The organism is Litchfieldia salsa (genome assembly GCF_900104555.1).
GTDB classification, from domain to species: Bacteria; Bacillota; Bacilli; order Bacillales; family Bacillaceae_L; genus Litchfieldia; species Litchfieldia salsa.
Genome location: NZ_FNJU01000003.1, coordinates 292,436 through 318,862 on the forward strand (window position 1 = coordinate 292,436; position 26,427 = coordinate 318,862).

Consider the following 26,427-nt stretch of genomic DNA (forward strand, 5'->3'; position numbering starts at 1 on the left):
TATGTATCAGTTAAAAGAAAAAGAGATGCTTTTCATTTACACAGGACCAGATGGGTCAGGTAGAAAAACCTTAGCAAAGATGGTTGCAACAGCGTTTGATATGGAAACAGTTCCTTCATTCACAACTCGTGATCCTCGTCCTTTTGAAAGCAATGGAAAAGATTATCATTTTGTAAGTGAGGAAACATTTTTACAAATGAAGCAACAAGGTGAATTCCTGGAAAGTGTTCTAATTGAAGGATACCATTATGGGATTCGCGAAATAGATATAGATAAGATTTTCAGCAAACATAAGGTAGTTTACTTAACGATGAATATCGAGGGTGCGCAACTGTTAAAAGATTTATATAAAGACCAGGTTGTCCGAATCTTTATTTCTGCTGATAGAGATACTGTCATTCAAAGACAAAAAGAACGTGGCGATGATGACCAAGCGATTCAACGTCATATGAATTATTATGACAAGACAATGGATTATAAAGAAGAATGTGAACATGTTTTTCAAAATTATGACTTACCTCAAGTTTCTTTCCAAATTAGTGAAGTGATCGAATCATACTTAGACAGAAAGTTAATTGTAACGGATTATTAATATAAGGCTGCTCCAAATCTTAGTGTTTACCACAAAGTTTTGGAGCAGCCTTATTCTTATCTAATAAACCAATCTAAAAGACCTATTGCATCTAGGAACACAACAATAATCGCAATTGGCGTAATGTACTTTATAATAAAAAGCCATAGAGCAAAGGCTACTTTTCCTATAGAAGATCCTTGTCTTATCTCTTCAAAAAGCTCATTCTTCGGAACTTTATAAGAGATGAAAATAGAAATCAGTAAAGCACCTAATGGTAGTAATATATTACTTACTAAGTAATCAATTAGATCGAAAAATATCCGATCAAAAATTTTGTAATCAGCCATTACCCCATAAGATAAACATGAAGGAACACCTACAATGAAAATTAACAGTCCAATGATCCATGTATATTTTTTCCGTTTCTTTTGATCATTTTTAGTTAACGTTGCAACAATAATTTCAATCATTGAAAAAGCAGAAGTCAAAGCTGCAAATAAAAATAGAATTAAGAAAGAAATTAAAAAGAAAAATCCAAAAGGTAGTTGATCAAATACAACTGGTAATACGGTGAAAATTAAAACTGGTCCTGCATTTGGTTCAAGTCCAAATGCAAAAACACCTGGGAAAATAGCAAGACCCGCTAACAAAGCAATCGCAATATTCATCACGATAATAGATAGTGCTGACTTGGGAAGATTCTGTGTCTTTGGTAAGTAAGAGGCATATGTAACCATTACAGATGCTCCAATTGATAATGTAAAGAATGCTTGTCCAAGTGCGAATGAAATAGTTTCAGAAGAAAGCTTGGTAAAGTCAGGAACTAGTATAAATTTGACTCCTTCCATTGCCCCATCTAGTGTCAGTGAACGTATTACTAATATAACGAATAATATAAACAATGCTGGCATCATTATCTTACTAGCTTTTTCAATTCCCTTTTGAACACCTTGCGCAACTACAATAACTGTTAGTAAGATAAAGATTAATTGTGCAAGTAATGTTGAGGTAGGATTTGAAATAACCTCACCAAACCTTTGTCCATAAGCTTCCTGTGATAATCCTGATAATCTCCCAGTCAAAGCTTCAACTAAATATAGGACAATCCATCCACCGACTACACTATAAAATGAAAGGAGCAAAAAGTTAGTGAAAACACCTATTTTTCCTATAATTGCCCAATTTGTATTAGGTGCTAGCTTTCGGTAGGTTGAAATCGCATCAGTTTGCCCTTTTCGTCCAACAGTGAATTCACCAATTAGTAATGGCCACCCTAATAGTAAAGTAAATAGTAAGAAAACTAGGAAAAAAGCTCCGCCTCCTCCCGTTCCTGCTACGTATGGAAATTTCCAAATCGCTCCCAAGCCAATTGCAGAACCTGCGGCAGCAAAAATAAATCCAATTTTAGACTTCCATTGCTCTTGTTGTTGTGACATATAATAAATCCTCTCTGTAAAAAGTCGTACTTACGTATAATACACTATACTTTTAAAAAAATTAAGTCTTTTTCATTCTTGCTATAGATGTCCCCACAAGTTTTCCTATGGTGATTAATTTTTTGAACAGATTTAAATAGTAATGATATAATCCTTGTTAAAGTATATTATTAAATGGAAGTTTAATTTTTTTTGAGGAGGAATTAACATGGAATTAAGTTTTGGTCTTCTTATATCTATTGCAATTACAATTTACTTAGCAATTGATGCACCAAAGCATGACAAAAGCCCATGGTTATGGGGGGTTTTAGGATTTGTATTTGGCCCAATCGTTCTTGGTATTTACCTAATTAAAACAGGTAGGAAAGTTGCTGGTTGGATCATCGTAATTATTTCAGTCCTATTAGTTCTACTGGTTATTTTACTCGTAATCGCTGGATTCTTCTTAGTATTTACTGGATTTAGTCAATGATTCGATTAGACCTACTCTCTCTAATGGATAAGGGAGAGTTTAGGTCTTTTTTTATTGATCAATCATACTCTGTACATTCATACATATTAATAGTATATAGACAAGTTATACTGTGATTGGAGGAAAATGTATGGACGCTCCTTGGAATCAAGCTGGGAGTCCTGTTACGAAAGAGGACAAGGATTCTCTAGAACGATTAATTGAGTTTGATCGAAAACATAATTATTACAAGGCTCTTCACTTCAAATTAATGATGTTCCTAATTACAATATTAATTTTCACGATGACGAAATATTATTTTCATTTTTCCTTTTTTCCTGGTTTAAATCCAGTAGTTGATTTTATCTTTAATGATCGAAATATTATTATGGACTTATTTCTTAATATTGCCCTCCTTTTTACTACCACTTTGACACATAACCTTAAAGAAAATGCGAAAAGTGATTTTAAATCACTAAAAAGCGAAATCGTTGATTTATCAAATAAAGAATGGTACAAAAAATATGATGATGCAAACAGTCTAATTTTCGATTATCTTTATCGCACATATAAAATAAGAATTAATCATAAGACATAAATGAAAAGAGTCTTCCCTATAAGTGCTTGTACTTAGGGGAGACTCTTTTTTCCATTTCTTACTCTACTTGTGTTCGTTCTTTTCCCTTATCAGTAACCGCAAACTTTCTTGTCATTGTCTTTATGTTCTCGGTTTTTTTGAAACGTAGTGCAGACCAATCTTCATCAATGGCAATTTGACGAACAGGTTCAAAGCCTTCTATGGACAGTAAGCCTGCAACGCGATCTCGGCTACAATCAGATTCTTTATAGGTTTTGGATGTCTTTTTTGGATAACAAAGCCATAAAAGTCCATTAACTTGGAGTTTTTTTAATCCTATTCTTGCATTAGTTTGTAGCTCTTCATTACTAGTGCCAAAAACTTGAACAAAATCGTAGATCTCATTTATTGCTTCCTGATGTACATCACCGACAAAAACAGCCTTAATAATGTCGTATGATTTAGGAGCATTTAAAATAAGTACAGGTTGTCCGTTATCTTTAAATTGTAATTTTTTTATAATTTGTAAGGCCTCTTCTTCTGACAATTGCTTAACCCTCCCCAACATTTAACTGACTTTTCTTCCCAATAAGTAATTTCTTCCATTGCTCTGCTAGTGCTTCTAAGTTCAATACACGGTCTATTTCGCCTAAAGTGACTGATTGCTTGTGGAAATAGAGATGATGAATTTCTGAAACAGTTATTCCCATCGGATGGGCAGAAAGTTGCTTAATCTCAGAATTTAGCTTAATCCTACCTTCTTTTAGTACTCTAAAAAAATAACCAGTATATCCTGTTTCAATGATTCTTTTTAATAAAAGAGGATTATTATTTCGCTTATTAATTGTGACACATGGAAATCTTCCTTGTGATACTTGGAGAATTGCTTCTCCAACTTGAAAAATATCACCTACACACACTTCATCTTCTTTCATATTCAAACCAGTTATGTTTTCACCGAATGCCGAAGTAGTTAAGGTTTGACCAAATTCTTCTTTCCAATATGTATAGTGTTCATATGGATAGTAACAAACGACTCGTTCTTTTCCACCATGGTTGACATGGTTTGCTACTGAATCTCCCGAAATACTAAGAAAACCGACATCAAGCTGATCACTTAGGTTTTTCCAGATTCCAGAATGATATTCATTCCCTTCGAACGTCTTATTTACTGGATGCCCTTTACTTATATATATAATCTCTCTATTGCTCATGATTTTCCCTCCACTCCCCTTTTTCATTTTATCCTCTAGTATGTTGGGCAATCAAGAACATAAAAATAAATATAGTAATTAATTGAAAGATAATTAAAATAAGTTATTTCGATTATCGAAAAAAATGGTACAATACAATTTATAAAAATGAAGAGAAACTAGGAGATTATTAATGGAAAAGAAATTATGGCTAACATATGGGATGCTTACTTTGGCAACGGCAACATGGGGAAGCGCATTTATTGCAGGAAAAGTGGCTATACAGAGCTTTGAACCTTCAACCATTGCATTTATACGATTCTTTGGAGCTGCTTTACTTTTGTTTCCATTAATGTGGTTAATGGATAAAGAGAAAATAAAGCCTACTTTAAAAGACTATGGTTTATTTGCTGTGTTAGGTTTAACTGGAATTGCAATTTATAATATTTGTTTTTTCCTTTCCAGCAAACATGCACCTGTAATTAAAAGCTCTCTATTTATAGCATCCAATCCTGTATTGATTGTACTTCTATCTGGACTGTTTTTAAAAGAAAAAATTACTCAAAATAACATTATTGGAATGTTAATTGCATTAACTGGAGTTACCTTTATCATTACTGATGGACATTTAGTTACTCTTTTACAAATGGGCTTTGAACCTATTGATTTTATTCTGTTAGGTGCAGTGATCAGTTGGGCATTATACAGTGTCGTTGGAAAAATAGTTTTAAAGAAATATAGCTCAGTTGTGTCAACCACTTATGCAGTTGCATTTGGAACGATATTCTTATTTCCATTTGCAATACTGGAAACTAGTTGGTTAGATATACAACAGGCTCCATTTAATGTTTGGATAGCAATCGCTCACATGAGTGTTTTTGTAACAGTCGTTTCATTTGTTATGTATTATCATGGGATCAAGGAGGTTGGAGCGGCTAAAGCATCTATTTTTATAAATGTGATGCCATTGTCAGCTGTCATCATGGCTACCTTGTTTCTAGGTGAGACTTTCACATGGGCACATGCGGTTGGTGCTATCTGTGTATTAACAGGGGTTTATGTTGGGACCCAAACAAAGAAAACGAATTTACCGAAGAAAAAACTCGAAGAAAAAGTTGTAAGCTAAACCTGAAAAAAAATGCTACATGAACATATAAAAGCCCGGGAAGATTTTGTCCCGGGCTTACTCATTTATAATTTTGCTAATATCTCACGGATAAATGCTGGTTCGTCCTTTGGTGTACGAGAAGTGATGATATTTTCACCTACTACAACTTCCTCATCTTTGAAATTTGCACCAGCAAGTTTAACATCGTCACGAATTCCGATATAGCTGGTTGCTTCTTTACCTTTGAGTATGTCAGCACTAATCATAACTTGTGGTCCATGACAGATTCCCGCAATTACTTTCCCTTGTTGATTAGCTTCCTTAACAAAACGAACAATATCTTCGTTAACTCGTAATGCTTCAGGTGCTCCTCCACCAGGAATAACAATTGCATCATAGTCTGCAGCTTTAACTTCTGAGGCTGATAATTCTGTTGTGTAAGAGGTTCCATTTTTGCCATTACACACAGAATCTTTTTCTAAACCAATGATTGTTGTTTCATGTCCCGCTTCACGAATAGCGTTATATGGGTTCACCATTTCAGAATCTTCATAATAACTTGCTAGAAGAAATGCTACTTTTGCCATCATATTACCTCCAATAATCTTTACTATATTTACTACTATAATTGAAATAAATTTCAAATACAAAGGATATGTTTTTGATTAATTTTATGTGACTAAACCCTACTATGGGTTCTAATAACTGTTTCAATATCAATTACCTCGTTTACTAGATAATTAGGATTTGAACTCTTCAGTTCTTCTACTGACCCATAGCCATAAGTAACTCCAATAGAGTCAATACCAGTGTTTTTTGCCCCAATGAGATCATGTTTTCGATCACCAATCATAATAAAATCTCCTAATGGATGTTTATCATATTTATCTAATATGTATTGTATTATTTCTGTTTTTGAACTCCTTGTACCATCTAGATTACTACCTACAATAAGATCGAAATAATGATCAAGATTAAAATGATTTAATATCGTTTCAGAAAATACCGTAGGTTTTGATGTAGCCACAACCAACGTGTAGTCCTTTGCTAGGGAATTTAATAATTGTGGTATGTTATGATAAAGCTTATTTTCAAACATGCCAATCTCCTTAAAGCGCTCACGATAAAAGTCAATGGCCTTTTTCACTTCATCATCATCCATTTTATATCCCCGTGAAAAAGTCTCTTGTAATGGTGGGCCAATATAGCGTGTTAGCTTTTCAAGATCAAGCTCCTCAATCCCCATTTTTTCTAAAGCATACTGTATGGATTTAGTGATCCCTTCCTTCGGGTCTGTTAATGTTCCATCTAAATCAAATAATACGATTTTATATTTCTTCATGGAACTCCTCCTCACTACATATTTTTTCATTGTGGCTGACTTTCCACTGATATTTTTCTAAATCAATCGTACCATTTACTCCTAGTTGTACATTTTCAATTTCGAGTGCTAGTCTTTGCTCATTATAGGATTCATCATCTTGAAGTGCGATTTTTCCCTTTGAATTAATAACTCGATGCCATGGTAGTTGATGCTTCCTGCTCATTGAGTGAAGGATACGAACCACTTGACGCGCAGCTCGCGGACTACCAGCGTATGCTGCAATTTGTCCATAGGTCATCACTTTTCCTTCAGGGATATTTTGAATGATTTCAAGCACTTTCATAGTAAAAGGAGTTATAAGAATCATCCCTTTCTTTGATATCTTGTTGGATCAGTGTCTAATTAATTCTATTATACCTAATAATAATTAAAGGGAAAGACACATGGTTCCTTCTTTTTGAATAGACTATTCCATCAATTTAATTTGGTGGTGATGACCTTGGACCTACCTACAATTCTAGCCGGTCCGATTATAAGGCGGGTAGAACCAAGCGAGGTAGTGATATGGATTGCTTTAAGCGAGGAACTTAATGTTGATTCTAAAATATATCATATAGACTCATTTAATAAATATGAATTAATTAGTACTCACTCTCAGCCTGAATCTGTTCGTCTTGGTGAAAAGTTATTTATATATTTAATAAAGATTGTTCCAAATGATTCTATATTCCCTGTGAATTCTTTGATAGGCTATAACGTCTTTCTTTCAGATGGAAAGAATTCGTGGGGATTACAGGACTTTCAATTATTAGATCCTGAATCTTCAAGTTCAATCATATATGGAAAGTATAAGTATCCAACATTTTTTATAAATGAGGGTCACGACTCCAGAATGTTATATGGCTCCTGCAGAAAACTTCACGGTAAAAATAAGGATGCGTTAGCAAAAGGTGATTCCGTTGTTGAACAGAATGTATCAAATTTAAGTGCACGGCCAAGTTCTTTGTTCTTGATGGGCGATCAAATTTATGCAGATGATGTTGCTGATCCAGTTGCTCTTTATCTATATGAACTAGGTGAATTATTAATCGGGAAGAAAGAAAATTTGCTACCTATTGATGAAAGAGCATACCAAGTTAACCCCCTCTTCAAAATTGGCGGAAGAGCAAAGATAGTCCGTGATTGTGGCTTCACATCTAGAAATTGTGACAACCATTTGATTAGTCTTGGTGAGTATGCAGCAATGTATTTATGCAGTTGGAATCCTGAACTTTTAAATATAGCGTTTAAGGACGGTCGATTTGATTTATTTGACGAAACTTATTCGAAAGGTAAATATCATGATAGCCTCTTAGGAAATAAACAAGAAGTAGAGATTGATAGATTACGTATACGATACGATGATCAAAAAAAAGAATTACGATCATTTCTTGAAGAGTTACCAAAGATTCGTAGGTTATTAGCAAATATTCCAACCTATATGATTTTTGATGATCATGATATTACTGATGACTGGAATATTACTGATAAATGGAAAAAACAAGTTAAAAGTAGTGCGCTAGGAAGCCATATTATTGCAAATGGATTGACAGCTTATTGGGCATTTCAAGGATGGGGTAATCAGCCTAAATCTTTCTCGAATGACTTCAAAAACACTGTAAAAGGATATTTAAATACATTGAATGTTAACGGTTTAGAGCATAAAAAATGGTTAGATACTCTTTGGGATTTTAACTCGTGGCATTATGTAACACCAACAGATCCAAAAGCATTAGTTCTTGATACACGTACACAGCGGTCTTATTCCCCTCAACCTAGTCTTTTTAATAGTGACACAATGTCCAAAATTGGTACACAAGGACCCAACCTTATAAGCTCTGAGGGATGGAAGCGAGTATCTAACATGTTAGCAAATAGTAAGTGGAAATCAAAAACTCCACTCATAATTATTTCTCCATGCCCACTATATGGAATTAGTATGATTGAAACATTTTTATCTCAATATCTTTTGCCACTAAGTTCAATCTACCCTAAAATACAAACGACATCTGACATTGAATGGTGGAGGTTTAATGGAAAGGGTTTTACGACCTTTCATCAACAAGTGAACCAATGGAACCCTAGTGACTGTATAATTCTATCTGGTGATGCTCATATGGCGTATTCGCTTCAAGCAAAAATAGTACACTCAAAGCAAACGAATGAAAGAATCATACATCAATTTACCAGTAGTCCCTTGAAAAACATGAGCTTCGGTGGTTTAAAAGGAGTTTTATTAAAAGCAATACTAACATTACACGGTAAATTTCAAGTGAAGCGGTATTGTGGCCCTTCCAATTTAATTGGTATTGAAGGGGACAATAAAACGATTTGGAAGGAAGAAATCACTTATGATTCTCTAAATAGTGAACCTATAGCCCAATTAGACAATAATTTAGGATATTTATTATATACAAGTAAGGGAATTAAACATCAATTAATAGACTACAAAGATGATAGTTCCAGATAATCGTAATTAAAATGTGAGTATACAAAAGGCAGAACAGGAAAGAGGCATGAGAATATCGATTTCTCATGCCTTTTATTATTGAAAAAGATGTTCTTATAGCTTTCTTGTCATAAATACACTGTTTGGGTCTTCAATATAATCTGAAAAAGGGCTACAGTATTGAAAATCAAAGCTTAAATATAATCTTTTGGCTGGTTCAAAAGCTTCCATTGACCCAGTTTCCAAACTAAGCCTTTGATATCCCCTATCTTTGGCTTCTTCAATGATATGCTGAAGAATTTTTCTAGCTACTCCCTTTCTAAGGTGTGAAGTAGAAGTACGCATTGATTTAATTTCTCCATGCTGAGAATTAAGCTCTTTTAGTGCCCCACAACCAACTAATTGATCTTGCTCCCATGCACTCCAAAATGTGATTTCAGGTTTTTTTAATTCTTCTAAGTTAAGGGCATGGATGCTCTCAGGTGGGGAGTGTAATTCCATTCCTCTAAGATGCTCTGTTATTAACTTAGTTATTTCCTGACCAGTTAAGTCATCAACTATTATCTTCAAACTAACACCCCTTTATTATTATTGTTTTACTGGATCATCATAATCAAAGTCAAATGTTTCTACTGTCACTTTAGTCATAATTTGAGCTTCCAGTGGTTTATCACTATCATCAGTAGCAACTTGGACAATTTCATCAACCGTTTCCATGCCTTCGATAACTTTTCCAAATGCAGCATATTCCCCATCAAGGTCTGGTTTGTCTTCAACCATAATAAAGAATTGTGAACCTGCTGAATTTGGATCTTGGGTTCTTGCCATTGAAAGAATTCCTCGACTATGTGACAAATCATTTACGAAGTCATTAGAGGTAAATTCCCCTGCAATACTGTAACCCGGGCCACCTGCACCTGTTCCTTGTGGGTCTCCACCTTGTACCATAAATTGTGGAATGACTCGGTGGAAAGTTAATCCATCATAATAGCCTTGTTCAATTAATGAGATAAAGTTCATAACAGTGTTTGGCGCAACTTCTGGGTATAGTTCTAATTTGATTTCTTTATTGTTCTCCATCATAATTGTCACAATAGGGTTTTTGTCCACTTTAAAAGGCTCAGGTTGACTACTTCCATTTTCTCCAGTATTTTGATCTGAACTTGTACCACATCCAGAAATAGTCATCACTAGTAATAAGATTGTTGAAAAGAGAATGCTGTAAGTACGTATTTTAGTCATTTTAAATCTCCTTTATTATTCGATTATTCACCATTATACCAAGTTCTTCAGAGTTATTTCCATTTTTCACTATTTGTTTCTTTTAATTTTTCTTTTTCCTTTTCGGTTCGATATCTAGCACATTTATTCTTCAAACAATTTCCTTTGACATGATCACCATATTGTTTCTTGAAAAGTTCTAAACAATAGCACCTTTCTTGGTCTTCCACCATTTATGAATCACTTCCTATAAAAATTAAATACTACCATCATTTATATTATAGATTATTTTTGAAAAAGAAAAAGAAAGATTCTTCTCCTACACGCTAATTAAAAAGCGGTATCAGGATAAGATCTTTCTAATTGATTATAGTTTAAATTGCTCTACAATGTTTTGTAAATGTTGCGCTCTAGAGCTCAACTCATTTGCGGATGAAGTGATTTCCTCCATTGAAGCTAACTGTTCTTCTGTCGATGCTGCCACCATCTGAGTACTCGACTCAGTTATTTCTGTCTGCTTAGAGCTTTCGTCAATTGCTTCTTCTAATTGAGTTACTTGTGATATCATCTTTTCCGCAGATTGAGCTACCTCCTCTATTTCCTTAGCTACTTTTTGTGTAGCTTTTACAATTTCTGAAAATGTTTCTCCAGTGATTTCTACTAACTTCATACCTTCACTTGTTTCAGTTGAAACGATATTCATAGAACTAATGGATTGCTTTGTATCTTGTTGAATTTCTCCAATTAATGATCTGATTTTTTTTGCCGAAACCGAAGATTCATCTGCAAGCTTTCTTACCTCACCAGCGACAACAGCAAACCCTTTCCCATGCTCACCCGCACGTGCTGCTTCGATTGCTGCATTTAAACTTAAAAGATTTGTTTGTTCTGCAATTCCTGTAATTGCATCCAAAATAGAATCAATTTCTGTTGAACGTTGTACCAATTTGGTAATCACTTCTGCTGATTGTACAACTGCTTCTTGAATCACTTTCATTTGCTTAATTGTTTCCATTACATTTTTATTACCTACTTCTGCTTCTATTGAACTTTCATTAGATGCTTTAGATGCATTTGAAGTAATTTGTGAAACACTTGCAAGTTGCTGATTAAGTTCATTAACCAAATGAACATTTTGTTTAGATTGGATATTCTGATGCTCTGCAATCGTCGATACCTCTTCAATAGATGATGTGATCTGGTTAGTTGCTTGAGTTGTCTCCTCAGTAATAGCCAGTAATTCTTGACTTGATGCTGCAACTTCTGAGGAAATTTGCTGAGTGTTTTCGATCACATTCCTTAATGATAAATTCATTTGAGTTAAAGTAGCACCTATCATTCCAAATTCATCTTTCGTATCAACCTTGATTTCACTTGATAAGTCACCTTTAGAAATTAGCTCTGTTGTAGTTCTTATCTTTGCCACACTATCTTGAATTCCTAAATAAAATCCAATTACTAGGTATAATAAGAATAAGAGTACAAGAATTACGACCACAATTGTTATTGTAAATTCAGTCTCTAAGCTATTGATTGTTGAATTAAGAGATTCCTTTAATTCATCTGATTGATAAGATATTAACTCATACATGAAATTAATTGTATTTGTGGTTAATTCAAAATACTCAGCTGGAGTTATTGTAATAGTCTCCGCATTTAATAATTCTTGATCAATGATGGTTACAATTTGTTTTGTGTCAGTAAGTGACTTTTCGACTTTTTGACCAATCGTGCTTTTCGACATTGGATCTAATGTAAAGATTGTCTGATAACTTCTTTCAGCAGTCTGAATGTATTCATCCATCAATTTCATTAAGTACACAAGTTCAATTCTCTGGTTTTCAGTCATTTCACCGGTTGTTGCGACTCCTACTCCCACAGCCCGGGATTTTCCCATAAACTCTGTGATTTGAGGCAATGTTTGAATTAAAAGATTACCGCTGTGAATATGAACAAGATTAGAGTCTAATGAAAGATTGGATTCATCTGCTAAATCAACTAGTACTTGAAACATAATTCCAATCAGTTCATTATGGTGTGCTATTGATTCTGGTATTTCCATCGATAATGTTTTATTTTGTGTATTTTCCCAGGTAGACAGAATCTGTTTAAAATTTTCATTTACTCGTTTCATGTCTTCCTGATTATCTAGAGTAGATTTAAGAGATTCTAGTTTACCATTGATTTCTTCACGTACTTTTGTAAGCGTGCTTTTAGCACTATGATCACCAGATAATACATTTACAGTCAATCCACGGTGTTGTTGGGTTAATTGAATTAAAGGGTAGATTTCCTTAAGTATTTCAATCCCTTCTACTTCTTTCTTTGTAAAAGAAAGGTCATCATTAACTTTAATAACAATATTACTTGCCAAAACTGATATTGTTAAAAATATAATGACAAACAATAACAAGAATTTTTTTGAAAAGGTCAATCTGTTTAAAAGTATTGTAGCTGGTCTAAATAGAAATTTCATGCTGATGTTCTCCTTTTTGAGTTTTCTAAGTTGTTAAATCTATTAAATTTTCCTTGATTATTACATATTATTAGTCTATTGAATGTGACATTTTTTACATCTTTGAGTGTGTTTTTATAAAATGCTGTATTCGTATAGATTGTTGTCTTTGAAGCCGCAGGCTGAATACACTCCGCGTCCGGCGGGTGACCAGTGAGCCTCCTCGTCGCGAATGCTCCTGTGGGGTCTCACTATGGCCACTGGTCCCGCAGGAGTCTACGTGTATTCAGCCTGCTTTGTCCTACCAATTCAATGTTTTATGTCTATAACAATAAACTTTGAGAAAACAGTCTCACAAAAAAATGAGATTCTAATTTAGAATCTCATTAATAAGGTACGATTATAAAATTATAGCCGCCAACCATCCAAACAGAATAAGCGGTATATTATAATGGATAAACGTAGGAACACAGGTATCCCAAATGTGATTGTGTTGTCCGTCAGCATTTAAACCAGCCGTTGGTCCGAGAGTACTGTCAGATGCTGGTGAGCCTGCATCACCTAGGGCCGCCGCTGTACCTACCAGGGCTATAGTTGCCATCGGACTAAATCCTAACTCTAGTGAGAGTGGAACAAAAATTGTTGCAATGATAGGAATCGTAGAAAAGGAAGAACCGATTCCCATTGTTACCAGTAATCCCACAAACAGCATCAGTATTGCCGCTAATGCTTGATTATCACCAATTAATGCAGCAGCTTGTTTCACAAGTGCATCAACATCACCAGTTTCCTTCAGTACATCTGCGAAACCAAATGCAGCAAGCATAACAAATCCAATATAAGCCATCATCTTCATACCTTCAGTTAGAAGTGAGTCTGCCTCTTTCCATTTAATTGCACCACTAAGATAAATAACGATGATACCAGCTAAAGCACCAAAAATCATTGAATCTAATACAAGTTGTACAATTAATGCTGTAATAATCGCAATAAAAGAAAAAGTAATCGCAATTTTTGAATAAGAAGATTGTTGCTTTACTTCTGCTATTTCAATAGTTTGGTAATTTTTAGGTTTTCGATATGAAAAGAAAACGGCAATAAGTAAACCAACCAAAAGTCCGGCTGTTGGAAGTAACATTGCTATCGGAATATCACTTAGTTCAATGGTTAAACCACTATTGGCCATATTTTCGGCAAGAATTTCATGAAAGATCTTCCCAAAGCCAGCTGGGAGTAAAATATAAGGTGCTGTTAATCCAAATGTTAAAACAGATGCAATTAGTCTTCGATCTATTTTTAATTCATTCATTATATTTAACATTGGTGGTATTAATATTGGTATAAATGCGATATGAATGGGTATTAAATTCTGCGAGAAACATGCCATAAGTAAAATTGAAAAGACGATTAGGGCTTTGGAGTAAGTTTTCTTTTTAGTCTCTCCTTCTTTTCCTACTGTTTGTAGAACCTTATCGACCATCAAATTTGGGAGACCGGTTTTTGAAATAGCTACAGCAAATCCACCCAATAAGGCGTAGGATAATGCAACTTCAGCACTTCCTCCCAATCCGTTTGAAAAAACCTCAATTGTACTAGCTATACTTAAGCCTCCAGTTATTCCTCCTATTAAGGCCCCCGCAATAAGAGCAAATACAACATTTACTCTTAAAAGACTTAGAACGAGCATAACTAGAACGGCTATTAATACTGCATTCATCATTGTTCTCCTCTCGACACTTTAGTTTATTAAATTGTTAGAGTGTTAAAATACACAAATATTAAAATATCATATGATTTCAAAGTTTGTCAAACATTATTTTGATATAAGAAAGACTAATATAAATGCCAACTAGTATTTTAAAATAATCTAACCTTATATGTTTATTACAAGTAGTTGACAATCACTTTACAATTTTCTTATTCCCCCCACCTTTTTACATTTTGTATAGAATTTTATAGGGACCATTTCTCTAGGAGGTTACATCATGTCAGGTTCTTTAAATCGTACAGCCTATTTTGACAATGCAAGATTCATTCTAATTGTTCTCGTTGTTTTTGGACACCTTATTAGTCCCTTTAGAATGGAGTATCATTTATTAACGACAGCTTATCATTTTATTTATAGCTTTCATATGCCTGCATTTATATTAATAGCGGGGTTTTTCTCAAAAGGATCGTTTAAAGAAGGCTATCTAATGAAAGTTGTCCAAAAAATTCTTGTTCCTTACATTATTTTTCAACTCATTTATTCAATTGTTTATACGATTAAAGATCAAGAGGTTACATTTACCTTAGTGGATCCCTATTGGACTTTATGGTTCTTATTGAGCCTATTATTTTGGAATGTTTTATTGAAATTATTCACGAAAGTTAAATATCCATTATTCTTTGCAATCTTAATAGCCCTTCTAGTTGGATATGTCGAAGGGATTGGGAGTTATTTGAGTTTATCGAGAACCTTTGTTTTCTTTCCAATCTTTCTTTTAGGATATTATTTGAATCATAAACATTTCAACTATTTAATCACAACTAAAACAAGAGCTATTTCAGCTATTTCAATGGTACTACTCTTTCTCGGATATTATTTCTTTTTCCCTGAAAGTGGAAGAGATTTGCTTTTAGCTTCATCATCCTATTTGGAAATGGGCTATGAACATCAACTTCACTATGCGATGCTTTTACGCTTGTTAATGTATGTTGTTATTTTTATTATTACGGTTTGCTTTTTGGCACTAATTCCCAAGAGGGAATATTTCTTTACACATCTTGGAGGAAGAACATTGTATGTATATTTGCTTCATGGTTTAGTAATTAAGTTATTGCAAAATACTCCTTTGTTTGATTTTTCTAACGAACTTCATGCGATTTTCGTTTTTATCTCTACCACTTTAGTTATTAGCTTTTTATTGGCAAGCAAACCTATTATCTCTGTAACAAAGCCAATTATTGAATTACACCGGTATTTAAAGCTGAATAAACGCTCAAAACAACAAGAATTAGTTTCATAAAGAATGGCTGTCCACTAAGTACATTTACTTAGGTTAGGACGGCCTTTTTTATTGTTTGCAGCAAACTTGTAGTTCTATATTTGGAAATAAGAGGAATATAAATCAGTAAAGACTAGTTTTAAACAAAGGGGATTGATTATGGGATTATATATGGAGCAAAAGCTGATTAAAGAAATATCAAGAGCACTTAAGGTTTATAGTGAAGCACATCTTGGAGAAGTGGCCTATAAGGAAATTGTTGACTTGTCAGATATTTTTCGGGGCACACAAAGACCAGGTTTAGTTATTAAAGCTGAAGATGGAACTACTTATCAAATTAAGGTGGAACATAACAGTCTCTATTAAAATGTTTTTAAAAAAACTACCGGAATTTATCCGCTAGTTCATTTAAACCACCCTTTTTCTTTTGATTGAGAAATGGCTTCTATTCTATTTTTAACTTCTAATTTATCGAGTATTGTAGAGATATAGTTTCTTACAGTTCCTGTTTTTATGCTCATTTTCGCGGCGATCTCTTTTGTATTATTACCGTCGGCAACTAATTCAAGCACCTCTTTTTCTCGTTCTGTTAAAGGATTTCCTTCACTATAAACATCGTCCATAAGTTCTGGTGCGTAAACTCTCATACCTCCCATAACGTTGCGTATGGATTTGGCTAAATCGTCACTAGGACTATCTTTTAATAAATAACCTCTTACACCTGCTTTTAATGCACGTTGAAAATAACCAGAACGAGCAAATGTTGTTAAAATAATTACTTTACAACCTTCTTCCTTAAGTTCCTCTGCAGCATCCAACCCGCTTTTTTCAGGCATCTCAATGTCCATTATACAGATATCGGGTTGGTGCTCGTGAACAAGAGATATTGCTTCAACCCCGTTCGTTGCTTTTCCAACAACCTCCATGTCATCCTCCAAATTAAGTAGCGAACCTAGTGCACCTAATAACATTCTTTGGTCTTCTGCTATGACAATTCGAATCATTTGGTTTACTCCTTCCCTAATTGTTTTCTTACGTCGGGTACCTTCATGATTAATTTTGTTCCATTTTCTGAATCAATCTCAAGACTACCATTCACAAACTCTAGGCGCTCTTGCATTCCTAACAGTCCACTACCTTTTTGGTAGGCTTTATCATCGTGAATCCCGATTCCATTGTCATGAACAATAATAGATATTTCGTTTAATGTCTGGTTTATAGAAATACGACAAATGGTTGCCTGACTATGCTTTACAACATTTGTAACAGCTTCCTTTAAACACATACTCAGTATATTTTCTAGGAATAACGAAACATTATTTAGTTCTTTTTCTTCACTTATAATGAATTCGATTTCAGCAGCATTAAGGATTTGATTAATTCTTACAATTTCTTCCTTCAACCGAATTCCACGCATTTGGGATACCATTGTGCGAACTTCCTTCAATGCTGTTCTTGCAGTCTGTTGTACATCCTTCATTTCACTACGAGCTTTTTCTGGATCTTTATAGACAAGTTTTCTAGCTAAATCACTTTTTAATCCGATGAGTGAAAGCTTTTGACCTAATGTATCATGCAGGTCTCGTGCAATCCTTTGTCTCTCCTCTTGTTTAACAAGCTCAGCAATCCGATTATTTGCGGTTTCTAATTGTTCCTCTAATTTCCCTTGTTTGATTTTATTATATAAGTTGAAAGGTAAAAGAATCACACTAATATAGATAATAATAACGAATGGAATTTGAGTTAGAAAAGTTTCTTTCTGCATGACTAAGTTATAATTGATAGAAATAGTCGTACAAACTAAATGAATAATATATAACGTAATAAATGCAATTCTATTCTTTATATTTCCATTATAATAAGCGATATAGAATGCGAAATAAGCATATTGAAAGAGTACAGTCATGGTGATTGATATGGCGATTAATATTGAAGTCCACAAATATACTGGCCATCTTGTTGAAATGAATGCAAAACGTAGGGCTATAAAAAATAAAATAGTTAGGACTATTCCTATTGTAATTTCAAACGTAGATGATGCTTGGAAAATAAAATAGAAAGGAAGGATACTAAAGACACTCCAAATATAGGGAGAAATGCCTGATCCTTTTTGAAAAATTAAATAACGCTTTTTCATGTATAAACCTCGTTTTGTTTTAATAATACACTCGGTCTTATTTTATCATAATTTAAAATGGTCGCTAGTAAAAAGACTGTCCCTTAGAAAGCTTACACCTGACTTTGGGACAGCCTTATCTCTAAAATTATGTTGCGCTTATCTTTTGCTTTACCTTTAATGTTTTGATTTTCCTGAAACTTACAAATACTTTATTTTCTTCATCCCATAATCGGAATTTTATAGAACTTAAACTAGTAGCAAGTGTAATTGTAGGAACATGTTGTAAAGGTGTTGTATTATTATGTGCTTCTTCTAGCTTATAATTTGGTACTCTAGGGCTTAAATGATGGACGTGATGATATCCAATATTTCCTGTTAGCCATTGTAATAATTTTGGTAGTTTGTAGAATGAACTACCTTCAACTGCAGCCTTAACATACTCCCAGTTCTCATCTTCTTCAAAATAAGAATCTTCAAATGTATGCTGTACATAGAACAACCAGATTCCTGCTGATCCTGAGATGAAAAGAATAGTCCCTTGTATGATCAGAAAAGCTTGCCATCCAACAATAAGAGATAAAATTGTATATAATACAATAACAGAAATGTTTATTAGATAAGTGTTAAGTCGTTCGTTTCTTCTAGCACCTTTGCGGTTAAATCTATTTTTAATAAGGAATAAGTAAATCGGACCTAAGCCAAACATGACAATAGGATTTCTATATATTCTATAGACAATTTTCGTTTTGAGTGGTGCTTCCAAGTATTCATTCACAGTTAAGACCCAAATGTCACCTACTCCGCGCTTATCTAAATTAGAGCTTGTTGCATGGTGAACTGAATGTTCATGCTTCCATTGACTAAATGGAAACAGTGTGATGATTCCTGTAATCGTACCAAGGATTGAATTTAGACGTCTATTTTTAAAGAATGATTGGTGGCAACAATCATGAAAGATAATAAATGTTCGAACAACAAACCCTGCAGCAAATATTGCGAAGAAGAGAGTTAAAAAATATGAAATAGCAAGGCTTTGGTAGGCTAGAATCCATAATATAATAAGTGGAGTAAGCGTATTAATTAACTGCCAAACGCTATCTCTTGTATTAGACTTTTCATAAGGTGAAATGTGCTTTTTTAAGTTCATATTACTCTGTTTACTCATTGTTTTAGTTCCCTTCATCTTTGTTATATTCTAATAATACAGGGTGCGCAAAAATGTGTGTAGTCATACATGTCATATCTGTCATATGACAAATGTCATATATGGTTGTCCATACAAGAAAAAAGAGCAGTCAGTAGACTACTCTTTTAGAGTAATAAAATAATCATTTAGAAAAATAATTATCTTTGTTAGAATGGGAAGCGTCTTCTTCGCTCATCTTGGTCTCCCAAAAGTTCGCTCTTTCGATGACGATTCTCATCTTGTACACCAGCAACGTCTCCAAAGCTTTCTTTTCGATGACGTCTACGGTCATTAGCTTCAATGACAATTACTTCTTCTGCGTTAATAATAACTGTTTCAGCATTGATAACAGGTCTTCTTCTTCTATTTTCAGACATTAAATCCCCCCCTTTCTAGTTGGATTACTTTATACTATTCAAAATAAGATTGAACGATTGGACGAGTATTCTAGATAATCTCCTATCTTATGATTATTTTTGATAATCAATTTTAATTTCAAGTAGTACTCAATGTAGAATTATATAAACGAAGTCATTTGTCATTTTTTATAAATAATTTGTATAATAGACTTATAACATACGCTTAAGGGGTTTAATGTAATTGTCTAATAATAAAGAATTAGAAGCTTTGCGAATTGAAAATAAAATGTATAAAGAACTTCTATGTTCAATACCTTTTTTCCAAGTAAACAGAATAACAAATTTAAATAATGATTTGAGTATTTCTTTTTTTAAATCTATAGAGGGTTTTTTAAGAGAGATTCTTGATTTAGTGCCACATCATATTGTTTTTACTGACAAAAATGGAATCATTACATTATGTAATCTACAAACTGCGAAAGACTTAATGGTTAACCGAGATGAAATGGAAGGAAAGCATATTCGTGAGTTATTAAGGATACCAGACAATCAGATCATCATGTTAGAGACAATCAAAACTGGCAAAGAAATTGTAAATCGTGAAGTGCTTGACCGTAATTATGGGATTATTAATACAAGGATACTTTATAACCCAAATGGGACTATTGAAAGAATTATTGGTGTTTTCCAGTTTTTAAATGATTATAAAGAAGCTGAAAAAAAAGCGCATTTAGGTAGAATTGCTGCAGGTATTGCTCATGAAATAAGAAATCCCCTAACCACTGTTAGAGGTTATCTACAGTTGCTTGATTCAAAGGTAGAGCCCGAAATTGCTGACTTATTTAAAACACTACTTATACCTGAAATAGATCGATCGAACCGTATTATCAGTGATTTTCTTAGAATTTCTAAACCTGTTGAAACCCAAGCCTCCGTTATGAAGGTTACGGAATTTTTTAATGATTATTTAATGCAATTTCTTAATAGTGAGGCACTGCTTCATAATGTAAGTATAAGTTTTGAGATGAAGCAAAAATCGGATGTGGATTTTAAAGTTGATAAAGAAGAATTAATCCAAGTATTTATTAATTTATTTCGTAACGCTATTGATGCAAAAAAAGAAAATCAATTACAAATTGAACTCAATACTGAAATAATTCACGAATGGTTATTGATACGTTTCATCGATAATGGAATTGGTATTGACCCTTCACTTATTCCTGATATCTTTGATCCGTTCTTTACAACAAAGGATGAGGGAACAGGACTAGGACTATCTCTATCCAAAAAGATCATTGAAAGTCATGGTGGTTCGATGGAAGTGAGTCGTAGTGATATTAATGGAACAGTGTTCTTAATTAAATTACCCCTACAAAAAAACTAACAGGAGTACTTATTCCTGTTAGTTTATTTACGTCAATTATTAGTTTAGCTTGAATAAAAGAGTTAAATTCAAGTGAAACTAACTATGGAGGTGTTAAACAATGTCTAGACCAAAAAAAGATCCATCTACGATTGGCCTTAATTCCTCACAAGTCGAAGGTCAAGGTACTACCAATAGAGAGTTTGATGGTGTTAGTAAGGATTCAGCTAGAAGGAAGACGAAGAAGCAAGACGTGTAAACCACCTTCATCTATATATCTTACCAGGCACCATTGATGCTTCTAGTCAGAGTGCCTGGCACTATTGAATTAATTGTTTGATTTCTTCTAAAAGTTCTTCCTGTATTGTTTCAACCTTAGTGAAATTCATTGAGTCTATATAAAATGCTTCTAATTGATCTCGGAGTGCCTTTGCTTCGGCAAGATATGAAATCGCTTCTTTCATTTTATCCTTGTAGGCCTTAGAGGTTCGTTCAATTTCTTGTGCGAATTTTTCATCGGTACCATTCGTAATACATCTTTGATACATATCAACAATTTGGTCTGACTCTCGATCAGGAAAGTACTCATGTGGGGCTGTACTGTCAAAGATTGCGATGTTGAGCTCACGAATAATAACCATGTCTAGACTGTTTGGGTCAAACCCGCAATGGTATACTTCTACATCAAATCCTCTTTCTTTCCCAGCAGCAGCAATCTTTTTTAACATTGTGGATTTTCCTGAACCTGCTCTTCCTTTTATAAAATAACGCATCTTAACATCTTCGGTTAAATTTTGAATAAAATCGACAGCACCTTCTGGAGTTGCTGCACCAAGGAAACGATGTTTTACAACGGCTCCTTTTTCTAGGGATTGTTCTCCAAAAAATTGGCTAATTAACTCATTAGTTAGTTTATTCGCTTCAGCAAAATCCATATTCGATATATATATTTCTTCGATGTCGTCATGTGCACGAAGGGAGGCTGCGAAAGAGTCATACGCCTTTTGGAACATTTCAGAAATAGCTTCATTTAACTCAAGAATTTCTGTTTTATTCTCATTTAATTTAGACGAATTCCAGGCCACCCCTAAATTAATATATTCTTCAATCACACCAGGTGCTTTAGGTTCAATTATATGAGGTGCTGTTCCATCTACAATTCCAATCTTGTATTGAGGTATGATAATACCATCAATTGAATGATTATCAGAGGCACAATGTAAGAACTCTATATCAATCCCCTTGCTTACAATCTCTTCGCCTACTTTTTTCATTAAAGTGGATTTACCTGTTCCAGGTCCTCCCTTTAAGATGAATAGACGATTTAGCCCTTCTAGTGCTGAATCGTAAAGACTATAAAAGCCCTTTGCTGTATTTCCACCTGCATAATAATTAAGGATTTTTCCTCTCACAAAATCACCCTTTCTTTGTATATATCACAACTTATGTAGATTTTCTTACAAGGGTGAATGCCTATTTGTGAAAAGACTATAATATTTTAGAAAAAGTCATTAAAAAAGGATTGTTGCTGCGGTACTAACCTTTCCAACTTCTGTATCTCTTCTACTGTTCCAATTATGTGCCCAATATCATAAAGTTCCATTGGTCGTTTATATCCAAATAACATTGTTGAGAGTGCGTTTATAGAAACACTCACACAGTTATGATCATTGGAGTTATTTTCTGTGATCGCAACTTTCTGATCTTTTAGAATAAATGTTTTTTCATTCCAAGTTGCATATGGATCCGCTACTTTTAACCGAAGCTCTTGAGGACCTGCAGTCCAATTAAAAGTATATTGCTTGAGAAACTTCTCTACATCTATTATTCGCACCATGAAATAAGGTGATCTTTCTATTTTTATTGCAGGATTATGTAAAGAATATAATAGTGGGTCTTGTTCATTAGTTGTAATTACAAGTTCATTAATCATTGAATCGTGTTGGCAAATAAAATTCCATAAGCCATTCCTTGCTTCTCCGTTTAATGCAACAAACTCTTCTATATTCATTTTTTTATCTTTGATTGAATAGAGAATATAACCATTAGGTTGATTTTCATGATTATAGTAGATAGCTAGATTTGAATCATCAATAACATTTTTAAGCCACCAATCTTTGGTACGTACCAGCATACCAGAGAATCTTAGTGCGTATTGTTCGTAGATTTCAGAAATATCGTGAAAAGCATCTTCAGTACATTTACGTTTAACATTCCCAGGTACATCTTGCCGCATAATTAAATCTGATGATGTTAAAGTACACTTTATCCTATTAGATAAAATTTCCCAACCGTATTTTCGATAAAACGAAATCGAAAATGGATGCAACATTGAAACTGTGCAGTTATCTTCCTTCATTATAGTAAGAACATGTGTTAGCATTTCCTTGACATACCCTTTTCTTCTGAATTCAGGATATGTAGCGACGCCTGCTATTCCGCCCATTTTCAATTTATTATCTTGTAGATAAATTTCAAATGGTAAAAGGTGAAGCTTTGCAACAAGTTCTTGATCAACAATCCCAAATAATTTATGATAGCTTTTCATTGTTTCTAGTCGTTCAGAGATTTTTTCCTCAGGAACTTTATATTGAAAAGCATATTCTGATAACTTGATAGCTTCCTTGTAGAATTTCTCATCTAATTCAATCACGTTCATTATCCTCACTCCTTCTAATTAATTATAATAAAAAAGGGGATTACCCCCTTTTTTAATGCTTACTCTTCTTCGTCCATGACACTTTCAAACGCTCCGGATACCTTCTCGAATTCATCATCATTCTCAATGTAAGAGAACTCTCCATCTTCTTCAATCTTTAAAAAGAAAATATCAATATCTTCCTCAGATTCAACTTCAATTTCTTCTACAAATCCAACTGCAATATAATCCGCACCTTCAACAGTCATTGATGCTAGTACTTCTACTTCATTTTCATTTTCGTTTTCATCTGTAATTGTAAAGATTTCGCCAACTTCAATCTTTTCCATTGTAATCATCCTCCCTTTACTTATGTACCACTATATCTTTCCATATAAAACAGGATTAGATGCGAGTAATCCAAAAAAAAAAAATATTTAGGTGAAATTTATTTTTCTTAAAATTAGCATTACATTATCCCTCTGTTTAATGTCCTTCATTAGTATTTTCTATTATTAATTACCTTTTGTTTTTCCATGATTTCATGAGATTTTTGAATGATATCAGTTAAAACATCTCCTTTATACACTCTACCTAGTTTTGTATGAAGTTGATAATATTCAACGATTTCGTCTAGTTGATCTGATGTTGATTTACTAACTCTAACATTCAACTGGACTCTAGTTTCTGTGTTCACAGTACCCCTCCTATCAAATTACTATCAAAAAGATATCAACTGCTAGCACTTTGATATTACTATAATAAACCAATTCACCTAATAATACTACAGCAACTTGTGTTATAGCTCAGAAAAAAACGTTTCTAAAAGAAACGTTTTTTATCTTTTTTCAATTTCTTCAACTAGATTAAATATACTACTGTATATTAGATTGTAGGCATCCTTAATTGACATTTCCTCATTAAAGCCTTTTATATCATTCAAAGAGAAATTCACATTCCATAAACCATCATCATGACTAAAGATGACATCAAAACTTGATTCATCCTCTTGCATTAATAGAAGTAATTGTTTCTTTAGTTCGTTTTCCATTTTTTTCTGTAGTTTTAATCCTAGCATTACATCATAATTTCCAAAAACATCATCCTGTTCGATTGATATAGCATCAACTCCTATTAGATCAAACCATGATGACTCCAAATAAATAAATTCATTTTTATGTTCTTTCAGATATGTAATTGGATGATCTAAAAAAGAACTGTTTTCTTCATTTATAACGTTTTCTGTCTCTTTATCACAACGTTCAATATAGGCATCATCAAATCGAGAAGACGAGTCGATTTCATTCAAATTCACATCATTATTTGGTAGTAAATTATATTTATTTACGTAGTTAAATTCTTCTTTAAAGAGTTCAAAGGGATGACCTTTTCCTTCTGTATCAATTTTTAGATTAACGTATGCTTCTATCTGTTTTTTTAACATAAAACCGTAATCCTCCTATATGCAACTTATTATAATTAGTATATCCAATCCTGCTGTATTATTGATACCATTCTTTTATGGTATATCTAATTCAATGTATACTGGACAATGGTCACTCCCCAAGATATCCGTATGAATCTGAGAGTCTAGTAAGTGGGATTTTAAGTGACTTGAAATAATAAAATAATCGATTCTCCAACCAATATTTCGTTCGCGGACTTTATTCATATATGACCACCAGGTATATGAATCCGCCTTGTCTGGATAAAGATGTCTAAATGTATCTATAAATCCAGCATTCAATAGTTCTGTCATCTTATCTCTTTCTTCTATTGTAAAGCCAGAATTTCCTTTATTTGATTTTGGATTTTTCAAATCAATCTCATGATGAGCAACATTTAAATCTCCACATAGAATGACAGGCTTTATTAAATCCAGCTCTTTTATGTACTCTCTTATAAGGTCTTCCCATTCTAGACGATATTGGATTCTTGCTAAATCTCTTTTCGAGTTAGGTGTGTATACAGTTATGATATAAAACTGTTCAAATTCTAAAGTGATGATCCTTCCCTCTGCCTCTTCATTTTCTTTTCCAATGCCATAAGATACAGAAATAGGTTTTTTCTTTGTAAATATAGCAGTACCGGAATAGCCTTTCTTTATAGCATAGTTCCAATATTGATGATGGTCTTTAAGTTCTAATGTAATTTGACCTTCCTGTAGCTTTGTTTCCTGCAAACAAACGATGTCTGCATCTATTTCATTAAAATAATCTAAAAAACCTTTTTGCACACATGCTCTAATCCCATTAACATTCCAAGAAACTAATTTCATTGAAAACTCCCCTGATGCTTAAAATAAATGCTTGTATTTAATAATATACTATTTTAGTTGGTTCTTCGAGTGTAATAAATTAAATAAATTATTGACTTAATCTGATCACGTCAATGCCCAAAGTCAAAAGTAAATCATAAGATATAAAAAAATGTTAAGTAGGTGATTAAACTGATTCATACAGTAAAAGCAGGAGAAGTTCTGTGGTCCATTTCTGAGGACTATCGAGTTCCTATATCTGAGATTCTATTAGCGAATCCAGAACTGAATCCAAACATTCTTTATGTTGGACAAAAGATTGTAATACCTGGCTATCCGCCTACATCATCAATCCCATATAAGATTACTATCGATATATCCAAAAGAACACTCAGTTTAATGAAGGACAACGAAATACAGCGTACGTACCCAGTTGGAATAGGAAGAGCACAACATCCTACACCACTAGGAAATTTCATTATTATTAATAAAGCACCAAATCCAGGTGGAGTATTTGGCACAATGTGGATGAGTATCTCCAAAAAACATTATGGAATACACGGAACCAATGATCCATCATCAATTGGGAAAATCGTCTCAAGAGGTTGTATTCGAATGTTCAATAAAGATGTTGAAGAATTAGCTAACATCATTCCAATTGGGACTCCAGTATTAATTCTAAATTAAATAA

30 protein-coding genes are annotated in these 26,427 nt (G+C 33.5%); 10 read left to right on the forward strand and 20 right to left on the reverse strand.

The features are described from left to right. Window position 1 precedes the first annotated feature (1 nt). A complete protein-coding gene (locus tag BLQ56_RS08405) occupies window positions 2–592 on the forward strand; it encodes a guanylate kinase (protein WP_090852224.1) in 591 nt (196 codons plus the stop codon). Window positions 593–648: 56 nt separating this feature from the next. On the opposite strand, the gene BLQ56_RS08410 is transcribed toward BLQ56_RS08405, so the two are convergent. Further along, window positions 649–2,010, reverse strand: coding sequence for a sodium-dependent transporter (locus BLQ56_RS08410; RefSeq protein ID WP_090852227.1), 1,362 nt, complete (start codon window positions 2,008–2,010; stop codon window positions 649–651). 208 nt (window positions 2,011–2,218) lie between these two features. On the opposite strand from BLQ56_RS08410, the gene BLQ56_RS08415 reads away from it, so the two are divergent. Continuing rightward, complete coding sequence (locus BLQ56_RS08415) at window positions 2,219–2,482, forward strand: hypothetical protein (protein ID WP_090852231.1); 264 nt, start codon at window positions 2,219–2,221, stop codon at window positions 2,480–2,482. Between the two features lie 130 nt (window positions 2,483–2,612). Further along, on the forward strand, window positions 2,613–3,059 hold the full coding sequence (locus BLQ56_RS08420) for a DUF2663 family protein (RefSeq protein WP_090852234.1): 447 nt from the start codon (window positions 2,613–2,615) through the stop codon (window positions 3,057–3,059). Window positions 3,060–3,117: 58 nt separating this feature from the next. Here BLQ56_RS08420 and BLQ56_RS08425 read toward each other — a convergent pair whose 3' ends face one another. Both BLQ56_RS08425 and BLQ56_RS08430 read right to left on the reverse strand, forming a co-directional pair. Continuing rightward, on the reverse strand, window positions 3,118–3,585 hold the full coding sequence (locus BLQ56_RS08425) for a DUF3052 domain-containing protein (RefSeq protein WP_238457220.1): 468 nt from the start codon (window positions 3,583–3,585) through the stop codon (window positions 3,118–3,120). 4 nt (window positions 3,586–3,589) lie between these two features. Continuing rightward, complete coding sequence (locus tag BLQ56_RS08430) at window positions 3,590–4,252, reverse strand: MOSC domain-containing protein (protein WP_090852239.1); 663 nt, start codon at window positions 4,250–4,252, stop codon at window positions 3,590–3,592. 172 nt (window positions 4,253–4,424) lie between these two features. Here BLQ56_RS08430 and BLQ56_RS08435 point away from each other — a divergent pair, with 172 nt between their 5' ends. Further along, window positions 4,425–5,357: a DMT family transporter gene (locus tag BLQ56_RS08435; RefSeq protein WP_090852242.1), complete on the forward strand. Its 933-nt coding sequence runs from the start codon at window positions 4,425–4,427 to the stop codon at window positions 5,355–5,357. 65 nt (window positions 5,358–5,422) lie between these two features. On the opposite strand, the gene BLQ56_RS08440 is transcribed toward BLQ56_RS08435, so the two are convergent. The 3 genes from BLQ56_RS08440 to BLQ56_RS08450 all read right to left on the reverse strand — a co-directional run bounded on the left by BLQ56_RS08440 (window position 5,423) and on the right by BLQ56_RS08450 (window position 7,021). Then, a complete protein-coding gene (locus BLQ56_RS08440) occupies window positions 5,423–5,926 on the reverse strand; it encodes a type 1 glutamine amidotransferase domain-containing protein (RefSeq protein ID WP_090852244.1) in 504 nt (167 codons plus the stop codon). Between the two features lie 92 nt (window positions 5,927–6,018). Further along, window positions 6,019–6,681 (reverse strand): HAD family hydrolase, encoded by a 663-nt coding sequence (locus BLQ56_RS08445; protein WP_090852248.1) that lies wholly within the window; start codon window positions 6,679–6,681, stop codon window positions 6,019–6,021. Beyond that, window positions 6,668–7,021, reverse strand: coding sequence for an MGMT family protein (locus BLQ56_RS08450; protein ID WP_090852952.1), 354 nt, complete (start codon window positions 7,019–7,021; stop codon window positions 6,668–6,670). The genes BLQ56_RS08445 and BLQ56_RS08450 overlap by 14 nt, the downstream gene beginning before the upstream one ends. A 141-nt stretch (window positions 7,022–7,162) precedes the next feature. Between BLQ56_RS08450 and BLQ56_RS08455 the strand changes: the two genes are divergently transcribed. Beyond that, on the forward strand, window positions 7,163–9,172 hold the full coding sequence (locus BLQ56_RS08455) for a metallophosphoesterase family protein (protein ID WP_090852251.1): 2,010 nt from the start codon (window positions 7,163–7,165) through the stop codon (window positions 9,170–9,172). A gap of 93 nt (window positions 9,173–9,265) precedes the next feature. Here BLQ56_RS08455 and BLQ56_RS08460 read toward each other — a convergent pair whose 3' ends face one another. The 4 genes from BLQ56_RS08460 to BLQ56_RS08475 form a co-directional block, all read right to left on the reverse strand. After that, on the reverse strand, window positions 9,266–9,721 hold the full coding sequence (locus tag BLQ56_RS08460) for a GNAT family N-acetyltransferase (RefSeq protein WP_090852254.1): 456 nt from the start codon (window positions 9,719–9,721) through the stop codon (window positions 9,266–9,268). Window positions 9,722–9,739: 18 nt separating this feature from the next. Further along, complete coding sequence (locus tag BLQ56_RS08465; protein WP_090852257.1) at window positions 9,740–10,393, reverse strand: peptidylprolyl isomerase; 654 nt, start codon at window positions 10,391–10,393, stop codon at window positions 9,740–9,742. 346 nt (window positions 10,394–10,739) lie between these two features. Further along, the gene (locus BLQ56_RS08470; protein ID WP_090852260.1) at window positions 10,740–12,848 is read right to left on the reverse strand and encodes a methyl-accepting chemotaxis protein; all 2,109 of its coding nucleotides are present in this window, start codon (window positions 12,846–12,848) and stop codon (window positions 10,740–10,742) included. A 379-nt stretch (window positions 12,849–13,227) separates the two neighbouring features. Then, window positions 13,228–14,544: a Na+/H+ antiporter family protein gene (locus tag BLQ56_RS08475; RefSeq protein ID WP_090852263.1), complete on the reverse strand. Its 1,317-nt coding sequence runs from the start codon at window positions 14,542–14,544 to the stop codon at window positions 13,228–13,230. A gap of 268 nt (window positions 14,545–14,812) precedes the next feature. Here BLQ56_RS08475 and BLQ56_RS08480 point away from each other — a divergent pair, with 268 nt between their 5' ends. Together BLQ56_RS08480 and BLQ56_RS08485 are read left to right on the forward strand one after the other, a co-directional pair. After that, complete coding sequence (locus BLQ56_RS08480) at window positions 14,813–15,835, forward strand: acyltransferase family protein (protein ID WP_090852265.1); 1,023 nt, start codon at window positions 14,813–14,815, stop codon at window positions 15,833–15,835. Window positions 15,836–15,973: 138 nt separating this feature from the next. Further along, window positions 15,974–16,180 (forward strand): hypothetical protein, encoded by a 207-nt coding sequence (locus BLQ56_RS08485; RefSeq protein ID WP_090852268.1) that lies wholly within the window; start codon window positions 15,974–15,976, stop codon window positions 16,178–16,180. Window positions 16,181–16,218: 38 nt separating this feature from the next. On the opposite strand, the gene BLQ56_RS08490 is transcribed toward BLQ56_RS08485, so the two are convergent. The 4 genes from BLQ56_RS08490 to BLQ56_RS08505 form a co-directional block, all read right to left on the reverse strand. Continuing rightward, window positions 16,219–16,818 carry a response regulator transcription factor gene (locus tag BLQ56_RS08490; protein ID WP_090852271.1) on the reverse strand — a complete coding sequence of 200 codons (600 nt, stop codon included), beginning with the start codon at window positions 16,816–16,818 and terminating at the stop codon, window positions 16,219–16,221. Window positions 16,819–16,823: 5 nt separating this feature from the next. Further along, window positions 16,824–17,951, reverse strand: a complete 1,128-nt coding sequence (locus tag BLQ56_RS08495; RefSeq protein ID WP_090852274.1) for a sensor histidine kinase — start codon at window positions 17,949–17,951, stop codon at window positions 16,824–16,826. Window positions 17,952–18,078: 127 nt separating this feature from the next. Continuing rightward, on the reverse strand, window positions 18,079–19,098 hold the full coding sequence (desA, locus tag BLQ56_RS08500) for a Delta(5) desaturase DesA (RefSeq protein ID WP_090852276.1): 1,020 nt from the start codon (window positions 19,096–19,098) through the stop codon (window positions 18,079–18,081). 188 nt (window positions 19,099–19,286) lie between these two features. Then, window positions 19,287–19,496 carry a hypothetical protein gene (locus BLQ56_RS08505; protein WP_090852279.1) on the reverse strand — a complete coding sequence of 70 codons (210 nt, stop codon included), beginning with the start codon at window positions 19,494–19,496 and terminating at the stop codon, window positions 19,287–19,289. Between the two features lie 223 nt (window positions 19,497–19,719). Between BLQ56_RS08505 and BLQ56_RS08510 the strand changes: the two genes are divergently transcribed. Then, window positions 19,720–20,862, forward strand: a complete 1,143-nt coding sequence (locus BLQ56_RS08510) for a two-component system sensor histidine kinase NtrB (RefSeq protein ID WP_238457221.1) — start codon at window positions 19,720–19,722, stop codon at window positions 20,860–20,862. Window positions 20,863–20,962: 100 nt separating this feature from the next. After that, window positions 20,963–21,100 carry a YuzL family protein gene (locus BLQ56_RS08515; RefSeq protein WP_090852282.1) on the forward strand — a complete coding sequence of 46 codons (138 nt, stop codon included), beginning with the start codon at window positions 20,963–20,965 and terminating at the stop codon, window positions 21,098–21,100. Window positions 21,101–21,161: 61 nt separating this feature from the next. On the opposite strand, the gene BLQ56_RS08520 is transcribed toward BLQ56_RS08515, so the two are convergent. From BLQ56_RS08520 to BLQ56_RS08545, 6 genes are all read right to left on the reverse strand, one after another. Then, window positions 21,162–22,253, reverse strand: coding sequence for a PRK06851 family protein (locus tag BLQ56_RS08520; protein WP_090852285.1), 1,092 nt, complete (start codon window positions 22,251–22,253; stop codon window positions 21,162–21,164). Between the two features lie 86 nt (window positions 22,254–22,339). After that, window positions 22,340–23,500, reverse strand: a complete 1,161-nt coding sequence (locus tag BLQ56_RS08525) for a GNAT family N-acetyltransferase (protein ID WP_090852288.1) — start codon at window positions 23,498–23,500, stop codon at window positions 22,340–22,342. A 59-nt stretch (window positions 23,501–23,559) separates the two neighbouring features. After that, complete coding sequence (locus BLQ56_RS08530; protein ID WP_090852290.1) at window positions 23,560–23,829, reverse strand: DUF1292 domain-containing protein; 270 nt, start codon at window positions 23,827–23,829, stop codon at window positions 23,560–23,562. A gap of 149 nt (window positions 23,830–23,978) precedes the next feature. After that, window positions 23,979–24,176 (reverse strand): hypothetical protein, encoded by a 198-nt coding sequence (locus BLQ56_RS08535; RefSeq protein ID WP_090852293.1) that lies wholly within the window; start codon window positions 24,174–24,176, stop codon window positions 23,979–23,981. A gap of 141 nt (window positions 24,177–24,317) precedes the next feature. Continuing rightward, window positions 24,318–24,923 carry a branched-chain amino acid aminotransferase gene (locus BLQ56_RS08540; protein WP_090852296.1) on the reverse strand — a complete coding sequence of 202 codons (606 nt, stop codon included), beginning with the start codon at window positions 24,921–24,923 and terminating at the stop codon, window positions 24,318–24,320. A gap of 75 nt (window positions 24,924–24,998) precedes the next feature. Continuing rightward, entirely contained in the window at window positions 24,999–25,757 is a 759-nt protein-coding gene (locus BLQ56_RS08545) for an exodeoxyribonuclease III (protein ID WP_090852299.1), read from the reverse strand. Between the two features lie 171 nt (window positions 25,758–25,928). Between BLQ56_RS08545 and BLQ56_RS08550 the strand changes: the two genes are divergently transcribed. Further along, on the forward strand, window positions 25,929–26,423 hold the full coding sequence (locus BLQ56_RS08550) for a L,D-transpeptidase family protein (RefSeq protein WP_090852957.1): 495 nt from the start codon (window positions 25,929–25,931) through the stop codon (window positions 26,421–26,423). Window positions 26,424–26,427 lie beyond the last annotated feature (4 nt).

Bases quoted from the DNA above. Each gene is read 5' to 3' on its own strand.
- BLQ56_RS08490 (WP_090852271.1), bottom strand. From the start codon at position 16,818: ATGATTCGAATTGTCATAGCAGAAGACCAAAGAATGTTATTAGGTGCA.
- BLQ56_RS08470 (WP_090852260.1), bottom strand. From the start codon at position 12,848: ATGAAATTTCTATTTAGACCAGCTACAATACTTTTAAACAGATTGACC.
- BLQ56_RS08420 (WP_090852234.1), top strand. From the start codon at position 2,613: ATGGACGCTCCTTGGAATCAAGCTGGGAGTCCTGTTACGAAAGAGGAC.
- BLQ56_RS08415 (WP_090852231.1), top strand. From the start codon at position 2,219: ATGGAATTAAGTTTTGGTCTTCTTATATCTATTGCAATTACAATTTAC.
- BLQ56_RS08410 (WP_090852227.1), bottom strand. From the start codon at position 2,010: ATGTCACAACAACAAGAGCAATGGAAGTCTAAAATTGGATTTATTTTT.
- BLQ56_RS08515 (WP_090852282.1), top strand. From the start codon at position 20,963: ATGTCTAGACCAAAAAAAGATCCATCTACGATTGGCCTTAATTCCTCA.
- BLQ56_RS08540 (WP_090852296.1), bottom strand. From the start codon at position 24,923: ATGTTAAAAAAACAGATAGAAGCATACGTTAATCTAAAAATTGATACA.
- BLQ56_RS08465 (WP_090852257.1), bottom strand. From the start codon at position 10,393: ATGACTAAAATACGTACTTACAGCATTCTCTTTTCAACAATCTTATTA.
- BLQ56_RS08485 (WP_090852268.1), top strand. From the start codon at position 15,974: ATGGGATTATATATGGAGCAAAAGCTGATTAAAGAAATATCAAGAGCA.
- BLQ56_RS08480 (WP_090852265.1), top strand. From the start codon at position 14,813: ATGTCAGGTTCTTTAAATCGTACAGCCTATTTTGACAATGCAAGATTC.
- BLQ56_RS08430 (WP_090852239.1), bottom strand. From the start codon at position 4,252: ATGAGCAATAGAGAGATTATATATATAAGTAAAGGGCATCCAGTAAAT.
- BLQ56_RS08545 (WP_090852299.1), bottom strand. From the start codon at position 25,757: ATGAAATTAGTTTCTTGGAATGTTAATGGGATTAGAGCATGTGTGCAA.
- BLQ56_RS08440 (WP_090852244.1), bottom strand. From the start codon at position 5,926: ATGGCAAAAGTAGCATTTCTTCTAGCAAGTTATTATGAAGATTCTGAA.
- BLQ56_RS08495 (WP_090852274.1), bottom strand. From the start codon at position 17,951: ATGAAAAAGCGTTATTTAATTTTTCAAAAAGGATCAGGCATTTCTCCC.
- desA (WP_090852276.1), bottom strand. From the start codon at position 19,098: ATGAGTAAACAGAGTAATATGAACTTAAAAAAGCACATTTCACCTTAT.
- BLQ56_RS08445 (WP_090852248.1), bottom strand. From the start codon at position 6,681: ATGAAGAAATATAAAATCGTATTATTTGATTTAGATGGAACATTAACA.
- BLQ56_RS08405 (WP_090852224.1), top strand. From the start codon at position 2: ATGTATCAGTTAAAAGAAAAAGAGATGCTTTTCATTTACACAGGACCA.
- BLQ56_RS08530 (WP_090852290.1), bottom strand. From the start codon at position 23,829: ATGGAAAAGATTGAAGTTGGCGAAATCTTTACAATTACAGATGAAAAC.
- BLQ56_RS08435 (WP_090852242.1), top strand. From the start codon at position 4,425: ATGGAAAAGAAATTATGGCTAACATATGGGATGCTTACTTTGGCAACG.
- BLQ56_RS08505 (WP_090852279.1), bottom strand. From the start codon at position 19,496: ATGTCTGAAAATAGAAGAAGAAGACCTGTTATCAATGCTGAAACAGTT.
- BLQ56_RS08525 (WP_090852288.1), bottom strand. From the start codon at position 23,500: ATGAACGTGATTGAATTAGATGAGAAATTCTACAAGGAAGCTATCAAG.
- BLQ56_RS08475 (WP_090852263.1), bottom strand. From the start codon at position 14,544: ATGAATGCAGTATTAATAGCCGTTCTAGTTATGCTCGTTCTAAGTCTT.